The following is an 18,931-nucleotide window of genomic DNA, read 5'->3' as shown; positions in this document are numbered from 1 at the left end:
CTGCTACTTAGTTGAGTTACGATAATCGACTCCAAACGGAAGTAAAATGTTTTTTTCCACTACTTCTTCATTCTTCATCATTTTAGTTAATAATCTCATTGAAACCGCACCAATATCGTACAGTGGTTGCGTAATTGTAGAAATGGTGGGTCTCATCATTTTAGTTAGCTCAGTATTATCACTAGTCGTTACTTCAAATTCATCAGGAACCACGATTCCTGAATCATTCATTGAATTAATGATTCCTGCAGCCGCACGATCATTACTTACAATTGCTGCAGTCGCTCCAGCACTTAATAACTTGTCCTTCAACTGATAACCATTTTCATAATTAATATTAGAAACATCAAAGACCAAACTATCGTCAAATTCAATATCAGCGGTCGCTAAAGCATCAAGATATCCTTTTAAGCGGTATTCCCGATTAATTGGTATATTCAATCCACCGGTAACAAAGGCAATTTTTCGATTCCCTTGTTCAATCAATTTAGTAGCTTGTGTATAAACTGCCTTTTGATAATCAATATTAACGCTTGCAAATTGTTTTTGTGGATCAACTGAACCTGCTAATACAACCGGAATTCTCTCACTAATTAGTTCAGTTCGAACTGAATCCAATAGCTCATTTCCCATGAAGATAATTCCATCAACTTGTTTAGAATATAAGGTATTTAAAACCTTCATTTCTTTTTTATGGTCTCCGTCTGAATTAGTTAGAATAATATTGTAGTTATACATTTCAGCAATATCATCAATCCCTCTAGCTAAAGACGCAAAATAAGAATTAGTAACGTTGGGAATAATTACCCCAATTGTAGTAGTTTTCTTACTTGCCAATCCCCTTGCAACATCATTAGGACGATAATTAAGTTTTTTCACTACTTCTAAAACTTTGCTTTCAGTTTCAGGTTTCACATTGTGGTTATTGTTAACCACTCTTGATACAGTTGCCATTGATACATTTGCTTCTCTTGCAACATCATAAATTGTAACAGTTTGCTTTTTTTTCATTAGTCCAAACCTTCTTTTTATACGTCAATCCATATACTTAAGAATATCAGAGCAAGCGGTTACATTCAAGCTAAAAAAAACTAGCACTATTAATGCTAGTTTAAATAATTATTCTTTATCTTTTTTTGCTTCAGAATCAGAGTCTTTACGATCAATTGTAAAGGCATCATCCATATCAACAGTGATATCATCACTATCATTCTTTTTTTCTAAATCTTCTTGATATTCTTTAGGTACTGGAACCATATTTAAATAAGTTTGTAGCTCTCCTAAGTCTTCTCTAAGATCTAAAATTTTATCAGCAATTTTTTCGGTTGTATCACTGAATGAATCCTTATAGTCGGTAACGTGATCATTCACATTATCTTTGGCATCTTCAATGGAATCAGCAGCATAGTAAACGTAGTCAACTGCTCGGTCTTTAGCATCTTCAACTACATCTAAAACACGATTTCTGATTTCATATTTTTTCTCTTCATCAAGAACTCGATATGCCGCATAAGTTGCTGCTCCACCTAGAAGCGCTCCTAAAAATAATCCCTTTTTTAAACTCATTTTGTTCTCCTTAGTTAAAAACTATTTTTTATTTTTCTTTTTAAATGGTTTAGTAACTAAATTAGCTGCCAAACTAAGTGCTGAAGTTTTCTTAAAAAGATCCAACTTTTTCTTTAAACTATCACCAGTACTTTTAGCACGTTCGTTAACTTCACTAACAGTTGTTCCCAAATCTGCAGCAGCCTGAAATACTGGATCAATTTGATCAATTCGATCATTAACGTTAGTCAACAATTCGTTCACTTCATCAGACAAACTGTTCACATCAATCGTAATTGATTCTAAATTCCGAGAAACATCATTTAAATTCTTAACCAATTGTAATAAGAAAATACCAATAAAAATTACTAATACAACAAAAGCAATTGCAGCAATTAATGCTGCGATTTGTCCAATAGTCATTGAACTACCTCCTAAAAACGTTTAATAACACGTTAACAATACCATTATTACAGATTAATGACAATTTAATAAGATATTAACCATTATTTTAACACTAATTAAGATTAAATCACCAATTATCGATTACCGTTGTTAATTTGCGTAATGCTTTCCCACGATGACTAATTGAATTTTTTTCATCATCGCTCATTTCTGCTAGTGTTTTCTGCTTACCTGGGACGAAGAATAATGGGTCATAACCAAATCCATTTTGTCCACGTTTTTCTAACAAAATTTCTCCAGAAACGATTCCACTAACCTTGATTTTTTCACCATTTGGTTTCATTCCGACTAGCACAGTTTTAAAGTAGGCATTTCTGTCATCTGAATGTCCTAATTTTTTAAGCAACTTTTGATTATTAGCTTGATCATCATGATCACCAGCGTAACGAGCAGAATAAATGCCAGGTTCCCCATTAATTGATGGCACTACCAATCCTGAATCATCGGCTAAAACTGGCAACCCAATTGCTTCAGCGACCGTTTTAGCCTTTATTTCAGCATTTTCTTCAAAGGAACTTCCATTTTCAATTATTTCCGGAACATCAGGAAAGTCTTTTATTGATTTAACCTCATATCCTTTGGGTTCTAACATTTCTTTGAATTCTCTTAGTTTATTTAAATTGCCTGTAGCAATCACGATTTCTTTAGTCATGATAATTCTCCAAACGACTTGTTGTAATTAGCTTTGCTTTAACATTTTGCTGTAACCAATGCGAGCCAATTTCGTCAAAATGATTAATTCCACTAGTTGTAAAATAATTAACTATATTTTGATTGTTTTTTGCATATAAATCATTAGTTTTTAAAACTTGTTTTGCCAAATCAATCGTTTCATATCCAGGGTCAATTAGCTTTACTTGTTCCCCAATTTCATTTTGAATTAAATTAGCAATAATTGGAAAATGAGTACATCCCAAAATCAAAGTATCAATTCCTGTATTTTTAAGCTGTTTCAAACCTGCTTTAATAATTTGTTTAGCTTCTTCTGAATTATAGTCGCCACTTTCAACTAAAGGAATAAAAGTAGGACAAGCCAATTCAATTACATCAGCTTTGGGATTGATTTTTAAAATTTCTTGTCGATAAGAATGACTTGCAATTGTTGCTCTAGTAGCAATAACACCAATTTTTTGATTTTTTGTGACTTTTAAAGCTGCTTCACTGCCAGGTTTAATAACCCCAATCACCGGAATAGAAAGATTTTTTTGTAGTGTAGAAAGAGCGACTGATGTTGCTGTATTACAAGCAACAATCATCATTTTCGCTTGATTTTTAACGAAAAAATTTCCAATTTCTAACGAATAATCAACGATTTGCTTTGGATTCTTTTCACCATATGGCATATGAGCTTCATCACCCAGATATAACATATTTTCTTGTGGGAGTTCTGACAAGGCTACTTTTAAAACTGATAGCCCACCCACTCCTGAATCCATGAATGCAATTGGTTTCGAATTCATTTATTTCACTCCTTCCTAAAAGTGCTTTTTTTATTATACAACAAAACCGTTGTTTTTATTTAGAATGTTATTTTATGGTAGAATTGTATCGGTATAAATAGCGATGGGAGAACGACAATGAAAAACAAAGAAATCGATAGAAACAACAAAGTAGCAGAAAACATCCTGGATTCTAATTTGTGGGGAGTTGAAATACTCAGAGACAATTTACTAAACGACATTTTAGGTCAAGATAACCATGACATTTTATATTGGGCTGGTAAGAATCTTAGTTTGAAGTTTCCAGTTCAAACCGAATCTCTCCCTACTTTTTTTGCAAAATCCAAGTTTGGTAATCTTGAATTAATTAAACACTCCGAAATTAAAAGCACCGTTTCTTTATCCGGTGAAATTATCGAACGAAGACTTAAAAACGATAAGGATGCCGACTTTGCATTGGAAACTGGCTACATAGCACAAACAATTCAACAAAATACTGGATTTGAAACAGAAGCTGAATACAACATTAAAAGAAAAAAAACCGTTGAAATTAACGTAGTTTCAGATGTATCGAAACAAATTTTTAACCCAGAAATAGTTAATCCACTTCCTTTAAATCAAACTACCGATTCAGAAACAGAATAAAAAATATTAAAAAACACTTTTAACGTTTTAGTTTAAAACTAACGTTTAAAGTGTTTTTCTTTTTCTAGTATTTTTCTAAAAGTTTCTTCAATTGTTCTTTAGGATGGTAACCAATAATTTGATCTACGTTTTCACCATCTTTTTTAACTAACAAAGTTGGAATACTCATAATACCAAGTTCTGAAGCGGTTTTTTGATTTTCATCAACATCTATCTTACAGAATTTAATATTACTATCTTCATTTGATAATTCCTCGATCACAGGAGATTGCATCTTACAAGGACCACACCAGGTTGCCCAAAAATCAATAACAACTAGTCCATTAGCTGTTTCTTGTTCAAATGTTGCATCAGTAATTTCATGTACCATAATAGTTTCCTCCTTATTCTTAAGCTACTTAAATTATATGATATGTTTCGATAAAACACAAACATATTGTTTGCAATCTATTTGAATTTTACTACCGTTGATCCATCGCCTCCAGAATTTGCTGGTGAAAACCCAAATTCCTTAACCTGACGATTCCCACGAAGATAGCTAATTACACCTTTTCGTAAGGCTCCAGTCCCTTTACCATGAATAATGGTTACTGATGGATAACCGGCCACTAAAGCTGCATCAATATATCGATCAACTCTTTGCATAGCATCATCATAACGTACACCACGTAAATCTAAAGTAGTTGACATTGATGATGATCTAGTTCTTCTTATTGTAGTTTGTTGTTTAACCTTTTTCTTCTCAGGTTTAACTTTTTCTAGATTGCTTTCGGAAATTTTCATTTTTAAAATTCCGATTTCAACTTCCCAATCATGATTTCCTAATTTTTTAATTAGAACTCCAAATTGATCATAGTTTTTAACTAAAACATCATCGCCAACCTTGAAGGTTTTCTTAGCTTTTGAGCGTTTTAAAACCTTATTGTGTTTCAATTCAGGATGTTGTTCCAAGGCATTTATTTTACCCTTATCTGCAATTAATTCATTTTCTTTGATATTAATTTGAGATTGCTTTTGTTTTCGATGCAAGTCAGCAATAATTTCATTAGCTTTTTGTTTAGTTTCCGCCACAATTTGATTAGCATCACGTTTAGCGTTATAAACCATTTGCTCTTTTTGATTAACAAACTTGGTAAACTTTTCCGTTAACTCTTCGTGTAGTGCAGTTGCTTCTGCTAATTCTTTTTCTAATAAACGAGCATGATCATCAGCATTTTTGGTTTGAATGGTTAACTTCTTAATCATTGAGTTGATATCTTGACTATCTTCGTCAGTTAAGGATTCGGCTTCTGTTACGATTGCATCATCTAGTCCCAATCTGCTTGCAATACTCAAAGCATTACTTTGACCTGGAATTCCAATTAGCAACCTAAATGTAGGACTCAATGTTTGTTCATTAAATTCCATTGATGCATTAATCGTTTCTGGACGATTATAACCGTAGACCTTTAATTCCGGATAATGAGTAGTAGATAAGACTTCTGCATTAACTTTACTAATTGCATCCAAAATTGACATTGCCAAAGCGGCCCCTTCTCTGGGATCAGTTCCAGCACCCAATTCATCAATCAAAACCAAACTATGTTCCGTCACTTGGTTTAAAATACTAATAATATTATCCATGTGTGAAGAAAAAGTACTTAAGTTCTGTTCAATTGATTGATCATCACCAATGTCTGCAAAAACATTATCAAATAGACCCGCCTGACTTCCTTCATCCGCAGTAACGAACAAACCTGACTGAGCCATTAATTGTAAAATCCCAAGAGTTTTCATCGTAATGGTTTTACCACCAGTATTGGGACCGGTTATAATCACTTGTCGATAATCAAATCCCAGTGAGATGTCGTTTTCAACGACCTTTTTAGGATCAATCATAGGATGTCTAGCGTTTTTCAGGTTAACTTGATTTTCACTAGAAATTGCTGGTCTAGTTGCCTTAGTATCATTGGCATAGCGAGCCTTGGCATTAATTAAATCAAAATGACCCATTTGTTTAGCATTATGTTTTAAATCAGACTGGTATGGTCTAATCAAATCAGATAATTCAGCTAATATCCGTTTTTCTTCTTCTCGCTCATTAATCTGTTCGCGACGTAAGTCATTATTTAGCTCAACAACTCCAGCTGGTTCTAAATAAATTGTTTGTCCAGAAATACTTTGATCATGAACAATTCCACCAAATTTACCCTTGTATTCGGCCTTAACTGGAACCACATATCTGTCATCTCGAATAGTTACAATCGCATCACTAAGATATTTGGCCTGCTTACCATGCGTATAATTATCCATTTTACTTTTAATCTTACTTTCGATTTGGTTAATTCTACGTCTAATGGTACTTAATGAATTGGAAGCAGAATCCAATATTTTCCCATTTTCATCGACAGAGACTTTTAAATCAGCCGTAATTTCTGGTAAATCACTAAATAATTTAACCTCATCATAAAGGACGTGTAGTTCAACCTTTTCGTTAACCAAGTTTTCAAAGAAATGATTAATTCTGGTGATTGCAATTAATACCGCACTAATTTCTGAAAGCTCTTTTCCATTCAAATTAGCGCCAATTTGCAGTCTTTTTAAAGAAGGTGAAATATCATTTAACTTAGGCATTGGAATAACATGGTTTAACCGATAAATATGTGCTCCATCATCAGTTTCATCAAGCCATTTTTTCACCTGATCAAAGTCATTACTTGGAATTAATTCAGCTAGCTCACTTCGTCCATTTTGTGTTGCTAAATATTGATTAATTTTATTTTTAATTTCATCATATTCTAAAGTTTCTAATACTTTTTTATTCATCTAACCACCTATCTATGGAACAAATATTTTTGTAAAATTATTGACTAATAATTGTGCAATTGGAGAGTTATTGTATTGTGAAACTATCCATTCAGCTTTAAAGTTGATTGCTAATGATAGTACAATTGCTACTACAAATAAGCTAAAAATTAATCCCGTTATTGCCCCTAATAACGAATTAACCTGCTTTAAAACTGGAAGCGAAACAATTATATTTAATAATTCTAATAGTTTATGTTCAATATAAAGTAAAACTATTACAGCAGTCAAAAATCCGATTCCATGCCAAATTCCCACATTACTAAAGCTTTTATCTACAACTAATAAATTATAAAAAGATCTAATTATCGTTGCCACCGGATCTGCTATTATTTTGGCTAAAATTACTACCGCAAAAAAACCAATTAACCGAACTAATTCCGTCACAAATCCACGATAAAAGCCACGTTTCAAGGCTATAATTCCAATTAAAATTATTAAAATTGATAAAATCATTTTTAATTATCCGTTTCTACTTTATTTTTTAGTTTTTCTAACTCTAACTCTTTATCTAATTGATCTGAAATGGCATTGAATGCTAACAGAATTGCTGCATCCTCAGTACTAATATTATTAACTTGTTTTTTTAATTTAGTTAATTCATCATTTAAAAGTTTTGAAACTGACTCCATATGTTCGTCAGATGAGCTTCCAATTAAAGTATAAGTTTTACCATTAAGCATTGTTTTAAATCGTTTTTTGTTATTCAAATCGTCTACCCCCAATGTATGTTAATTCTATCATGATTCATTAAAAAAGGTACTAACTTAATAGTTAGTACCCGTTTTATTTACTTATTCATTAGGTTCTAAGAATGTGTTCAATGTTTCTTGAACCATTTCCCATTCTTGATCATCCTCAATTGGTTCTAAATCACCATCAACTGGTGCATCAGGATCACTAGCATCGGTTCCAGCAGGTAATGCATAAGCTTCAATATTGATGCTTTCATTTCCTTCATCTGAGGCTGGATACATTAAGATGTATGAACGGTTATAAGTTGGTGATTCGAAAGTAAACAATTCGTTGTATAAAATTTCATTACCATCTTCGTCAATTAGTGTAATTTGTTCTGGTTCGTTATTCATTATAATTCTCCTATCAAACTAGATATGCTTATCCAAATATCCTTGTAAAATCAATTCAGCGGCAACTTTATCAATTACTTTTTTCCGTTTTTCACGAGAGACATCTGCCTTTTCAATTAACATCCGTTCTGCCTCAACGGTAGTTAGTCTTTCATCTTGAAATTCAACGGGTAAATGGAAAAAGGCCTTCACCATTTTCCCATATCTTTTAGATGCTTTCACTCGTGGCCCTTCAGTGTTGTTCATATTTTTAGGTAATCCAATCACAACCTGCTGAACATCGTATTCTTTAATTAATTCTTCGATTCGGTTTAGACCAAATTCTTTTTCATCTTCATTGATTCGAACAATTTCTATTCCTTGAGCAGTCCAACCTAGAGCGTCACTAATCGCAACTCCCACAGTTTTAGACCCCACATCTAATCCCATTATTCTCATATATTATCCTATCTTTTTTAGGCCGTCTAGTTTTTCAACTTGTTAATTACTATTTTTCTGCTAACCATTGTTTAGCAGCATTTAAGGCAGCATCAATTCCAGCTGGATTCTTACCTCCAGCTTGTGCCAGGTTAGGGCGTCCACCACCGCCACCTTGAATGTTACTTGAAATTTCCTTAATTAAATCACCGGCTTTGATTCCAGCTTTAATGGTCTCATCATCTACTGCAACTAGCAAGTTAGCTTTTCCGTCTAAATCAGTACCTAATACCAACACATTTGAATAACCTTTGTTTCTCCAAGTATCTGCAAGTTCACGAAGTTGATTCATGTTGGTGTTCTTTAATTGCCCAGTAATTACACTATAACCATTAATTGTTTCTGGATTATCAAAAATAGCACCGGCAGCTTGGTTAGCCAATTTTGCTTCTAAAGCAGCTTGTTTATTTTCTAACGTCTTAATCTGTGCTTGCATTTCCTTAACTTTTTCTGGAGCTGCATTACTATTGGGTGCTTTAACCGCTTTAGTAACTTGATTTAACAGATTTTCTTCGTTAGTTAGGTATTCAAATGCGGGTCTAGAAGTGACTGCTTCAATTCTTCTAATTCCAGCTCCCACTCCTGATTCAGAAATAATCTTAAATAAACCTAGTTGACTAGTATTTTTAACATGATCTCCCCCACAGAATTCAACTGAGAAATCACCTGCTTTAACTACTCGAACTTGGTCACCATATTTGTCATCAAATAGAGCAATGGCTCCCATTTTCTTACCTGATTCTTTATCAGTAACAACGGTTTCAACTGGTAGAGCAGCAAATATTTGATCATTCACTAGTTTTTCTACCTTAGCTAAGTCTTCGTTGGTTACTGAACCAAAATGAGTAAAATCAAAACGGAGGTAGTCAGGTTTAACCAATGATCCGGCTTGTTCAGTGTGACCACCTAAAATGTTTCTTAATGACTGATCTAATAAGTGGGTAGCTGTATGATTCTTTTCAACTCCAGCGTGGAATTTACGATCAACCACTAATTGGTACTGTGCACCCTTTTTAAGTTCACCTAAAACAGTAACCGTATGCAAGTTTTGTCCATTAGGGGCATGTTGAACATCAGTTACCTTGGCAACAACTGTTCCATTTTCAGCAACAATGTCTCCTTGATCGGCAACTTGTCCCCCCATTTCAGCATAAAATGGAGTTTTATCAAAAATCAACTCTGCAATTTCTGCTTCTTGAGTGGTTGAATCAACTAACTTTTCATCAACAATAATATCTTCTAACTTAGCAGCAGGAACCGTCAATTGATCATAACCCACATATTCACTAGGAGTTTTGATTTCAATCAATAAGTCTCTTTGTACCTTCATTGAACCCTTACTACCACGAGCATTTCTTGCACGGTTACGTTGGGCTTCCATTTCTGTGTCAAATTCTACTTGATCAACTTCAAGACCACGATCACCAGCATATTCTTCAGTAAGTTCTAGTGGGAAACCGTAAGTATCATAAAGTTTAAAAGCTGATTTACCAGAAATTTGAGTCTTACCGGCAGCTTTAGTTTCTGCAATCACATCATTTAACAATGTAATTCCATCATTTAAGGTTGCATTAAACCGGTCTTCCTCACTCTTAACAATTTTTTGAATGTAGGCCGATTGTTCCAACACCTTAGGGTAGTGCGACTTCATAATTTCTCCAACAATTGGAACTAATTTGTACAAGAATGCACCATCAATTCCTAGTTGGTGACCGTTAATAGTTGCTCGACGTAATAATCTTCTAATAACGTATCCACGTCCCTCATTAGAAGGAAGTGCCCCATCACTAATTGCAAATGTAATTGCTCGGATATGGTCAGCAACTACCTTAAATGCAATATCGTCTTTTGCATTAGCATTGTATTGCTTTTGTTCACTCAATTTTTCGGTTGCCTTGATAATTGGCATAAACAAATCAGTTTCAAAATTAGTTGGTGCATCTTGAAATACTGAAACTACTCGTTCTAATCCCATTCCCGTATCAATGTTTTTACGTGGAAGAGGTTCGTAAGTACCTTCAGCAGTATGATTAAATTGTGAAAAGACAATATTCCAAACTTCAAGGTAACGTTCATTTTCACCACCAGGATAATTTTCAGGATCATCTGGTTCTAAATCATCATATTTTTCACCACGATCATAGAAAATTTCTGAATCTGGTCCGGATGGTCCTTGGCCAATATCCCAAAAGTTATCTTCAGCGGGAACTAAATGGTCTGGAGCAACGCCGACTTTTTCCCATAATTCCTTAGTAGCAGTGTCTTCTGGATAGTAAGTCATGTATAACCTATCTTTATCCCAACCAAACCACTCTGGACTGGTTAATAGTTCAAAAGCCCAAGGAATTACTTCTGCTTTAAAATAATCACCTACTGAGAAGTTCCCTAACATTTCAAATAAAGTTTGATGACGTGCAGTTCTTCCCACGTTTTCAATATCATTTGTTCGAATACTTTTTTGTGAACTGGTCATCCGTGGATTTTCTGGAACAACAGAACCATCAAAGTACTTTTTCATGGTTGCTACTCCGGAGTTTATCCAAAGCAAAGTTGGATCATCATGTGGAACTAATGATGCACTTGGCACAATTGTGTGTCCTTTTTCTTTAAAAAAATCAAGAAACATTTGGCGAATTTCACCACTACTAAGTTCTTTCATTTGTATTTCCCCCAAATCATTAAATTTCAAAATAAAAACACCGTGCACACAAAGACGCCTACACGCGGTACCACTTTGTTTGCAACGATGTTTGTCGTTTACCTCTTAAGTCCCTATAACGTGGGAAACGTTAACTACTCGGTAGCATTATTTAAGTATTACTGGATTGTTTCCACCATCCAACCCTCACTGATAGCAAACTCCTTAAATAATATATCCGATTAAATTATAGCGATAAACCTTATTAGTGTCAATTATTGATAACGTTCTGAACTACGTTTCTTTTGTTTCTTTCGCGCTCTAATTTGACTACGAACCTCAATCTTACGATTCTGATCCTCTTTAACTTTAATTGCTCGTTTAATTTTCTTTTTATAACCCGGTTTAACGTTTTTCTTCTTCTTGTTAATCATTCCGAGCGTTGATCCATCTAACTTATCATGATGACCCTTATACTTTTGTCTCCGACGACGATCATAGGAATCAACCACATCACCATGCTTGATTTCTTTAGGTTTAAAGTTAATTCCCATGTTTTCTAAAGCTTGAATCTTTTGATCTTCATCTGGGCCATAAAGGGTGATTGCAATTCCACTCATTCCACCACGGCCAGTTCTTCCAACTCGATGAACAAAGTATTCGTTATCGCTTGGAATATCATCATTGATAATATGAGAAACTCCATCAATATCAATTCCACGTGCAGCTAAATCAGATGCCACTACGTATTGAAAATCTAGATTTTGGATTTGCTTCATCACTCGTTTTCGAACTCGAGGTTGCATTCCACCATGAATTTTAGCAACTTTTAATCCTTGTCCTTGTAGGTAAGCTTCAATTTCATCCACTCGTTCTCTAGTGTTAGCAAATATCAATGCTAAGTATGGATTTCCCATCGTTAATAATTGATAAATCAAACTATTTTTATCGTTTCCTTTAGTGGAAATCAACCAGTTATCAACGTTTTGATTGATAACCGTTTCTGTGGGGATATCATCAAAAACTGGGTTTTTCATGTATTTTTTAAGGAATGGTTGCAATTTAGGTGGGATGGTTGCTGAAAAGACCATCATTTGTAGGTCTTGCGCCATCGCCGCCGCAATTTTATCAACCGTTTCTAAGAAACCAAAATCAAGCGTCATATCTGCTTCATCAATTACTAATTGATTAGCAGTATTAATATCAAGATCACCATTTTTAAACAAGTCTAAGATTCGACCTGGTGTTCCTACCACTACTTGGGGTTGTTCCTTTTTCAACTTGTTAATTTGTCGTTCTTTATCAGTTCCCCCAACATAATTAGCAATTCGAATTGGTTGTTCACTAAATTTTACAATTTGTTTTACATTCTCATAAATTTGATAAGCCAATTCTCGACTAGGGGTCGTAATTACGATTTGGGTACTATTATTATTCACATCTAAATTATTAAATAGCGGAAGTAAAAAAGCGTGGGTCTTTCCACTACCAGTGGCCGACTTCCCAATCACACTTTTTCCGTGTTTAATCGTTGGAATCACTTTAGATTGAATTGGTGTTGGCTTTTTAAAACCTAAGTCCTTAATTGCCGCTTGGATAAACGGCTTAAAATTGTAATCGTTAAATGAACTCATTTATTCAGCCCCCTTTTTTAAATATTCTGTATTAAGTTGATCTAATTCTTTAATTACCTGTTTAATTTCTGCATCATCAGCTGCAATTGCACCGCTAGCTAATGCGTGTCCACCACCATTATGCAGCTTGGCAATTTCATTGATTGAAGGTCCCTTAGAGCGAAGCCGAATTCGATAGCTTTCATCTTTTTGTTGCACAAAGATTGCCCAATCAGTAACTTCACCAATATTTCCCGGTAATGGAACTACTGATGCAGTACTGTCATCACCAAGATCTAAACTTTGAATTACTTCATTCGTTAAAATAATGTGGGCAGCACCCGTCTCTGAAATGGTTAAGTTTTGATATACGTATGCTGCTAAGCGAGCTAGTGGAATATCAATTTCGTCTTCTTTTTGAGCAATATCGGTCAAAGAAAAATTAAATTTAGTTAATCCACTTGCCACCTCAAAAGTATGGCTAGTAGTTGATGGGTATTTGAATCTTCCCGTGTCACCCACAATCCCGGCATAAAGAACTCGTGCACCATTGTCAGAAATTTGATTATCAGAATCTGCCTTAAATAGGTCATAAATCATTTCGGAAACACTTGATGCATCAGGGTTAACCCACATTAAATCACCAAACTCATCGTCATTAGGATGGTGATCAATTTTGATTAATTCTTTTCCGTTATGAAAACGATCATCATCAACTCGAGGTTGATTTGCAGTATCAACTACAATCACTAATGCATTTTGGTACTGATCGTCACTAACTTCATCAGTTTCTCCCAACCACTTAAAGCTTTCGTATTGTTTCCCAACACAAAGGACATTTTTATTCGGAAAGGTAGTTTTGATTAAGTCAGCTAGTCCCATTTGTGATCCAATTGCATCAGGATCTGGATGTTGATGGCGGTGAATAATAACCGTTTCATACTCACCAATTTTAGCTAAAATTTGTTTCTGTATAGTCATGTTTAATCTACTTTCTGTGTTAAATTCAATAGTTAAGTATAACCTATTTTTGGTATAAAGGTAAATTGATATTTTCGTATCCAATATCAGCTAGATTAGTCAATGTAATTCCTAATAATCTAATTCCCCTACTAGCATCAGGCATTTGTTCAAAAATATCAAGGGCCAGTTCATAAAAAATCTGAGGATTATTTTCAATATAATCGGTTTCAGTAATCCTTTTAGTCAGGGTCGTAAAATCTAAGTAACGAACTTTTAAAACCAACGTCTTCCCGTGCTTTTGATGTTTTTTTAAAACGTCAGAAACCATCACCGCAATTTTTAAAAGCTGTTCTTCCACATCACCATTACTATTTAATTCATGCCCATACGTTCGTTCTCTACCAATCGATTTTCGTTCTCTTTGATATTCAACTGGACGATTATCAATCCCTCGAACTCTTCGATACAATGAATAACCAAATTTACCAAATTCTTTAATTAATTGCATCTCGGTCATTTGATAAAGGTCGTGGCCATTCTTTATTCCCAATTTTTCCATCTTAGTTAGCGTCTTTTTACCAACCCCACGATATTTTTTGATGGTTAACCGCATTAAAAATTCATGGGAATCAGCTTCATCGATAACGGTAACTCCAGCAGGCTTACAATAGTCAGAAGCTTCTTTTGCTAGAAATTTACTGTACGAAATTCCGGTTGAACAAGTTAAATGAGTTTTTTCCCAAATTTCACTTTGGATTAAATGAGCTAAATAAATTGTATCTTTAATAGCTAGTTTATTTTCCGTCACATCCAAATAGGCTTCATCTAAGGCAACCGTTTCAATTTTATCTGTATATTCGTGAAAAATATCATGAATCTGATTTGAAACATCACGAAATAATTCAAAATCTGGCGCTTTAAAAACTGCTTTAGGACATAATTCCAATGCCTTACTAGCTGCCATCGCTGAATGAATTCCATACTGTCTAGCAATATAGTTTGCCGTAGTTACCACACCACGTCCACCCGTAGTCCTAGGATCCTTGGCAATTACTAATGGTACCGTTAAAAACTCTGGGTGTTCTCGTTGTTCAATTGAAGCAAAAAAAGCATCCATATCAACGTGAATTATTGATCGCGAAGAATCAATTTTTAAATAGCCATCATCCACTAGTAATCACCACCTTTGGAACGTACGTTCTTTTTAAAGAAATAAAAAAAGCCTGAAAGCAGGCTTTTATTTATCATCTGATTCTTTAGCAGAATCATCAGCAGGAGCTTCAGTTGTTTCTTTTTCAACAGGTGCTTCTGTTTTAGCAGTTGCAGATGACTTTACACTAGCAATTGCAGTTAAATCAAAAGTTAAGTAAACTCCATCACAATCAAGAGTTACAACTCCATTAGTACGGTCAATATCATCAACCTTACCGTGAAGACGACCAATTGTGGTTACTTCATCACCCTTAGCAAGATTCTTAAGGGTTTCTTGATGCTTTTGTTGTTGTTTCTTTTGGGGTCTAATCATAAATAAGTACATTAGTCCAAAAAGAATGATTAATACTAAAATTGATCCATATTGTTGCATATATTCCACCTCATTATTTAATAACTTCAATTGTAACAAATTAACAGTAAAAATTCCAACATATCCACTCAATCGTTTGAGTTTTCAATTCCTAAATGAGCATAGCCCTTATCGGTAACCATTCGTCCACGAGCAGTTCGTTTGATATACCCCATCTGGAGCAAATATGGTTCATACATTTCAGCAATGGTGTCTGCCTCTTCACCAATATTTGCAGCAATTGTATTTAAACCAACGGGACCACCTCGATAAAACTCAATCATGGTTTTTAGTAGCTTAACATCCGTTCTATCTAAACCACGATTATCAACTCCCAAGGCTAAAAGGGCCTGATCAACGCTTGCAATATCAATCTCAGTCTTTCCTGAAACTTGTGCAAAATCCCGTACTCGTTTTAAAAGACGGTTAGCAATTCTAGGTGTACCCCTTGAACGTAAAGCGACTTCTCTAGCACCCTCATCTTTGATATTAGAATTAAAAATTGCAGCAGAACGTTTCACAATTTTTTCTAAATCGGCTTGGTTATAGTAGTTCATGTGCTCCACGATTCCAAATCGATTTCTAAATGGTGCATCCAATAAACCAGCTCTAGTAGTTGCCCCAATCAACGTAAATGGCGGTAATGAAAAATGAACTGGATGGGCGGTTGGACCTTGCCCAATTACAATATCAATATAAAAATCTTCCATCGCTGAATAAAGCATTTCTTCCACTACCTTAGGAAGTCGATGAATTTCATCAATAAATAAAATATCGCCTGGTTCTAACTCATTTAATAAAGCCGCTAAATCCCCATTCTTTTCAATTGCAGGACCACTGGTTATTTTCAAATTAACATCCATTTCATGTGCAATAACCATTGCCATTGTCGTTTTCCCAAGTCCTGGTGGTCCATATAGTAATACGTGATCTAACGACTCTTCTCGCTGTTTAGCGGCCTTGATATAGACATTCAAGGAATCCTTAATCTCTTTTTGACCAATATACTGTTTGAAGTTTTGGGGACGAAGACTTTGCTCTAAAGAATCTTCATTTTCATCAGAATCCTGTGATACGATTCGATTATCATCCATCGTCTAATTCCTCCCTACTTAGTTAACATTTTCAATCCAGTACTAATATACTCGTCGGTGGAAAGATTGGAATCTAAACTTTCCAGCTTAGTTTTAATCTTCATTACATTTTTATTAGTAAAACCCAGTACTTCTAGTGCATCTAAGGCTTCTGCTAAGTTTTGATTATCACTTGTTTCCACAGGCTTAAATAGATTTTCATCACTAGGTTGCAGTGTTTTTTCAATCTTATCTTTCAAGTCTAAAATGATTTGTTGTGCCGTCTTCTTCCCAATTCCTGGGAACTTAGTTAAATACGTTACATTCTCGGTCTTAATCGCATTAATTAGCCCAGTATTATCATTTCCAGCCATAATTGCTAAACCACTTTTAGACCCAATTCCAGAAACATTTAACAGTTGTTCAAATAACTGCTTGTCTGCTAAAGTTTCAAATCCATAAAGTGTCAAAGCTGAATCTGAAACACTTTGGTGAACATATATCTTAACTTTTTGATTTATCATTGACTCAAAATGATAAGGATTTGCTACATAAACAAGGTAACCTACTCCATTAATATCAATTACTAAATAACCGGACGATAGCCCCGTCAGTTCACCGTTTAAATACTCATACATTAATTTGTACCCCTATCTTTAGTCCCACACATCTGACTCATGGGGATCTTGAATTCTCTTAAACATCGTTTGCAAATCAACCGGCGAAAAATGAATTAAAACTGGCCGTCCATGAGGACAATTAAAAGGATTTTCGCAGTGATGAAGATTATCTAATAGTGCCTGTGCTTGTTTTTGATCTAAATAATGATTTGCTTTGATTGCTTGTTTACAACTCATCATAATCGCTGCTTTTTCGCGATAAGCTGCCGTTGTCAATTTGTTATCCTTTAAAATCCAATCAATCATTTCTCGAATGGTTTCTTCTTCTTTACCCTTTTCAAACCAAGTGGGATGCTGATGAACAACAAAACTATTATTGCCAAAGGAATCTAGATTTAATCCGGCTTCTGCCAATAAATCAAGTTTACTTTTTATAATCAAAGCATCCGCAGTCGGATAATCTAACACAATGGGAACCAGCAGATTTTGTTCGGAGTCACTAACCTCTCCAACCTGGGTTCTAAAATTCTCATAATTGATTCGTTCTTGTGCAGCATGCTGGTCAATAATATACATTCCCTTAGAACTCTCTGCAATCAAATAGGTTCCATGAACCTGTCCAATAAACCGCAGTCTTGGAAAACGTTCTGGTTTAGCAACTTCTTCACCAAAGGCTGAATTAACGCGCTCTTTTAGATAATTAGCTTTAAATTCAAGTACCGCCGGAGAATCCAATTCCGTTTTATTTTTTATAATAATGGGCTGATTCTCATTGTTTCTGGGTTCAACTTTACTAATTGTCTGTAGCGTTTGTGAGTTATTAGTTTTTGCTCCCACAATTGGTTCAGTATCATCAGTTTTTTCATCTAACTCATCAAAATTAAGCGCTACTTCAACTGAATTATGTTCAGATAAACCTCTTTTTAACGTTTTATTATCTAAAGCATCTGGGATTAAATTTTGTTCGGATAAAACTGCATAAATTGATTTAGAAATAAAATCTCCTAAATCTTGACTGTCCAACAACCGAACTTCTTGTTTAGTCGGATGTACGTTTACATCAATTAAGGTAGGATCCATTTCAATACTAATTACTGAAACTGGATAACGTCCCACCATTAATTTGGAGCCATACCCATCAACAATGGCATGATTTAGGGTGTAATCATTGACAAAGCGTCCGTTAATTATAACTGAAATATACTTTCTCGAAGCTCTTGTTAATTCTGGTAAACTAGTAAATCCACTAATTTGATATTTATCATTTTGTTGATTTAGTTTAACCATCTTTTTCATTGCTTGATTGCCATATATTCCTGCAATCACCTGTTGCATGTTTCCGCGACCTGACGTTCTTAAAATTTCTTTGCCATTATGTTGCAGCTGAATTGCAACCTCTGGATGACCCAAAGCTAATCGATTAACCACTTCCGTTATTTTACTTAGCTCAGTGGCGTTTGATTTTAAGTATTTAAGTCGATTCTTAGTATTAAAGAATAACTCCCGCACGGTTACTGAAGTACCGCGGCGAACTTCAGCGGGTTTATTGGTCACCTTTTTTCCACCATGAATGTGGACCTCGGTTCCCACCTGTTCACCATCAGAGGTTTTCATGGTCACGTCCGCAACTGAAGCAATACTTGGCAACGCTTCTCCTCTAAATCCTAAAGTATGGATATCAAATAAATCAGATTGCTGATTGAGCTTACTAGTAGCAAATCTTTTAAATGCCAGTTGAACTTGGTCAGCAGGAATCCCCGAGCCATTATCAACCACTTTAATTAAATCAAGACCAGCGGCTTCAATTTGAATATCTACCCGACTACTTCCAGCATCAATCGAATTTTCTACCAATTCTTTGACCACTGAAGCTGGATTTTCAATTACTTCTCCGGCAGAAATTTGATCAGATAAGACGTTTGATAGTTCATGAATTTCTAACATTTAAATAATTCAC

The 18,931-nt window shown here is 34.7% G+C and carries 20 protein-coding genes; 1 reads left to right on the top strand and 19 read right to left on the bottom strand.

Annotation, left to right across the window (positions count from 1 at the left end; genetic code table 11):
- Positions 1-3 precede the first annotated feature (3 nt).
- The 5 genes from ccpA to murI all read right to left on the bottom strand — a co-directional run bounded on the left by ccpA (position 4) and on the right by murI (position 3,470).
- On the bottom strand, positions 4-1,011 hold the full coding sequence (ccpA, locus tag R4B61_RS04955) for a catabolite control protein A (RefSeq protein ID WP_413627175.1): 1,008 nt from the start codon (positions 1,009-1,011) through the stop codon (positions 4-6).
- A gap of 108 nt (positions 1,012-1,119) precedes the next feature.
- A complete protein-coding gene (locus R4B61_RS04950) occupies positions 1,120-1,566 on the bottom strand; it encodes a hypothetical protein (RefSeq protein WP_413627174.1) in 447 nt (148 codons plus the stop codon).
- 21 nt (positions 1,567-1,587) lie between these two features.
- Positions 1,588-1,968 carry a DUF948 domain-containing protein gene (locus R4B61_RS04945; RefSeq protein WP_413627173.1) on the bottom strand — a complete coding sequence of 127 codons (381 nt, stop codon included), beginning with the start codon at positions 1,966-1,968 and terminating at the stop codon, positions 1,588-1,590.
- Between the two features lie 109 nt (positions 1,969-2,077).
- Positions 2,078-2,662 (bottom strand): XTP/dITP diphosphatase, encoded by a 585-nt coding sequence (locus tag R4B61_RS04940; RefSeq protein WP_413627172.1) that lies wholly within the window; start codon positions 2,660-2,662, stop codon positions 2,078-2,080.
- Entirely contained in the window at positions 2,655-3,470 is an 816-nt protein-coding gene (gene murI / locus R4B61_RS04935; RefSeq protein ID WP_413627171.1) for a glutamate racemase, read from the bottom strand. The genes R4B61_RS04940 and murI overlap by 8 nt, the downstream gene beginning before the upstream one ends.
- Positions 3,471-3,587: 117 nt before the next feature.
- Between murI and R4B61_RS04930 the strand changes: the two genes are divergently transcribed.
- Entirely contained in the window at positions 3,588-4,094 is a 507-nt protein-coding gene (locus R4B61_RS04930) for a YslB family protein (RefSeq protein WP_413627170.1), read from the top strand.
- A 64-nt stretch (positions 4,095-4,158) separates the two neighbouring features.
- Here R4B61_RS04930 and trxA read toward each other — a convergent pair whose 3' ends face one another.
- From trxA to mutL, 14 genes are all read right to left on the bottom strand, one after another.
- Positions 4,159-4,464: a thioredoxin gene (trxA, locus tag R4B61_RS04925; protein WP_413627169.1), complete on the bottom strand. Its 306-nt coding sequence runs from the start codon at positions 4,462-4,464 to the stop codon at positions 4,159-4,161.
- Between the two features lie 77 nt (positions 4,465-4,541).
- Positions 4,542-6,899: an endonuclease MutS2 gene (locus R4B61_RS04920; protein ID WP_413627168.1), complete on the bottom strand. Its 2,358-nt coding sequence runs from the start codon at positions 6,897-6,899 to the stop codon at positions 4,542-4,544.
- A 12-nt stretch (positions 6,900-6,911) separates the two neighbouring features.
- Positions 6,912-7,394: a CvpA family protein gene (locus R4B61_RS04915; protein ID WP_413627167.1), complete on the bottom strand. Its 483-nt coding sequence runs from the start codon at positions 7,392-7,394 to the stop codon at positions 6,912-6,914.
- 2 nt (positions 7,395-7,396) lie between these two features.
- Positions 7,397-7,648 (bottom strand): cell division protein ZapA, encoded by a 252-nt coding sequence (locus R4B61_RS04910; RefSeq protein ID WP_413627166.1) that lies wholly within the window; start codon positions 7,646-7,648, stop codon positions 7,397-7,399.
- An 84-nt stretch (positions 7,649-7,732) separates the two neighbouring features.
- The gene (locus R4B61_RS04905; RefSeq protein WP_413627165.1) at positions 7,733-8,026 is read right to left on the bottom strand and encodes a DUF1292 domain-containing protein; all 294 of its coding nucleotides are present in this window, start codon (positions 8,024-8,026) and stop codon (positions 7,733-7,735) included.
- Between the two features lie 18 nt (positions 8,027-8,044).
- A complete protein-coding gene (ruvX, locus tag R4B61_RS04900) occupies positions 8,045-8,464 on the bottom strand; it encodes a Holliday junction resolvase RuvX (RefSeq protein WP_413627164.1) in 420 nt (139 codons plus the stop codon).
- Between the two features lie 49 nt (positions 8,465-8,513).
- Positions 8,514-11,162 (bottom strand): alanine--tRNA ligase, encoded by a 2,649-nt coding sequence (alaS, locus tag R4B61_RS04895; RefSeq protein ID WP_413627163.1) that lies wholly within the window; start codon positions 11,160-11,162, stop codon positions 8,514-8,516.
- A 254-nt stretch (positions 11,163-11,416) separates the two neighbouring features.
- Positions 11,417-12,775, bottom strand: coding sequence for a DEAD/DEAH box helicase (locus tag R4B61_RS04890; protein ID WP_413627162.1), 1,359 nt, complete (start codon positions 12,773-12,775; stop codon positions 11,417-11,419).
- A complete protein-coding gene (locus tag R4B61_RS04885; RefSeq protein ID WP_413627161.1) occupies positions 12,776-13,735 on the bottom strand; it encodes a DHH family phosphoesterase in 960 nt (319 codons plus the stop codon). It lies immediately after the preceding gene.
- Between the two features lie 43 nt (positions 13,736-13,778).
- Positions 13,779-14,888, bottom strand: a complete 1,110-nt coding sequence (gene dinB, locus R4B61_RS04880) for a DNA polymerase IV (RefSeq protein WP_413627160.1) — start codon at positions 14,886-14,888, stop codon at positions 13,779-13,781.
- Between the two features lie 66 nt (positions 14,889-14,954).
- Positions 14,955-15,302, bottom strand: a complete 348-nt coding sequence (gene yajC / locus R4B61_RS04875) for a preprotein translocase subunit YajC (RefSeq protein WP_413627159.1) — start codon at positions 15,300-15,302, stop codon at positions 14,955-14,957.
- A gap of 68 nt (positions 15,303-15,370) precedes the next feature.
- Entirely contained in the window at positions 15,371-16,375 is a 1,005-nt protein-coding gene (gene ruvB, locus R4B61_RS04870) for a Holliday junction branch migration DNA helicase RuvB (RefSeq protein ID WP_413627158.1), read from the bottom strand.
- A 14-nt stretch (positions 16,376-16,389) separates the two neighbouring features.
- Entirely contained in the window at positions 16,390-16,992 is a 603-nt protein-coding gene (gene ruvA, locus R4B61_RS04865; protein WP_413627157.1) for a Holliday junction branch migration protein RuvA, read from the bottom strand.
- Positions 16,993-17,010: 18 nt separating this feature from the next.
- Positions 17,011-18,918, bottom strand: coding sequence for a DNA mismatch repair endonuclease MutL (gene mutL, locus R4B61_RS04860; protein ID WP_413627156.1), 1,908 nt, complete (start codon positions 18,916-18,918; stop codon positions 17,011-17,013).
- Positions 18,919-18,931 lie beyond the last annotated feature (13 nt).

The sequence above is a fragment of the Fructilactobacillus vespulae genome, assembly GCF_047324295.1.
Lineage (GTDB): Bacteria > Bacillota > Bacilli > Lactobacillales > Lactobacillaceae > Fructilactobacillus > Fructilactobacillus vespulae.
The sequence above is the reverse complement of the archived record's forward strand: the minus strand, read 5'-3'. Positions and strand labels throughout refer to the sequence as shown.

What these genes read in the sequence shown, in the direction of transcription:
- R4B61_RS04920 (WP_413627168.1), bottom strand. Translation starts at nt 6,899, where the DNA reads ATGAATAAAAAAGTATTAGAAACTTTAGAATATGATGAAATTAAAAAT.
- R4B61_RS04890 (WP_413627162.1), bottom strand. Translation starts at nt 12,775, where the DNA reads ATGAGTTCATTTAACGATTACAATTTTAAGCCGTTTATCCAAGCGGCA.
- trxA (WP_413627169.1), bottom strand. Translation starts at nt 4,464, where the DNA reads ATGGTACATGAAATTACTGATGCAACATTTGAACAAGAAACAGCTAAT.
- mutL (WP_413627156.1), bottom strand. Translation starts at nt 18,918, where the DNA reads ATGTTAGAAATTCATGAACTATCAAACGTCTTATCTGATCAAATTTCT.
- R4B61_RS04940 (WP_413627172.1), bottom strand. Translation starts at nt 2,662, where the DNA reads ATGACTAAAGAAATCGTGATTGCTACAGGCAATTTAAATAAACTAAGA.
- R4B61_RS04930 (WP_413627170.1), top strand. Translation starts at nt 3,588, where the DNA reads ATGAAAAACAAAGAAATCGATAGAAACAACAAAGTAGCAGAAAACATC.
- murI (WP_413627171.1), bottom strand. Translation starts at nt 3,470, where the DNA reads ATGAATTCGAAACCAATTGCATTCATGGATTCAGGAGTGGGTGGGCTA.
- alaS (WP_413627163.1), bottom strand. Translation starts at nt 11,162, where the DNA reads ATGAAAGAACTTAGTAGTGGTGAAATTCGCCAAATGTTTCTTGATTTT.
- ruvB (WP_413627158.1), bottom strand. Translation starts at nt 16,375, where the DNA reads ATGGATGATAATCGAATCGTATCACAGGATTCTGATGAAAATGAAGAT.
- R4B61_RS04885 (WP_413627161.1), bottom strand. Translation starts at nt 13,735, where the DNA reads ATGACTATACAGAAACAAATTTTAGCTAAAATTGGTGAGTATGAAACG.
- R4B61_RS04950 (WP_413627174.1), bottom strand. Translation starts at nt 1,566, where the DNA reads ATGAGTTTAAAAAAGGGATTATTTTTAGGAGCGCTTCTAGGTGGAGCA.
- R4B61_RS04905 (WP_413627165.1), bottom strand. Translation starts at nt 8,026, where the DNA reads ATGAATAACGAACCAGAACAAATTACACTAATTGACGAAGATGGTAAT.
- R4B61_RS04945 (WP_413627173.1), bottom strand. Translation starts at nt 1,968, where the DNA reads ATGACTATTGGACAAATCGCAGCATTAATTGCTGCAATTGCTTTTGTT.
- ccpA (WP_413627175.1), bottom strand. Translation starts at nt 1,011, where the DNA reads ATGAAAAAAAAGCAAACTGTTACAATTTATGATGTTGCAAGAGAAGCA.
- yajC (WP_413627159.1), bottom strand. Translation starts at nt 15,302, where the DNA reads ATGCAACAATATGGATCAATTTTAGTATTAATCATTCTTTTTGGACTA.
- R4B61_RS04915 (WP_413627167.1), bottom strand. Translation starts at nt 7,394, where the DNA reads ATGATTTTATCAATTTTAATAATTTTAATTGGAATTATAGCCTTGAAA.
- ruvA (WP_413627157.1), bottom strand. Translation starts at nt 16,992, where the DNA reads ATGTATGAGTATTTAAACGGTGAACTGACGGGGCTATCGTCCGGTTAT.
- ruvX (WP_413627164.1), bottom strand. Translation starts at nt 8,464, where the DNA reads ATGAGAATAATGGGATTAGATGTGGGGTCTAAAACTGTGGGAGTTGCG.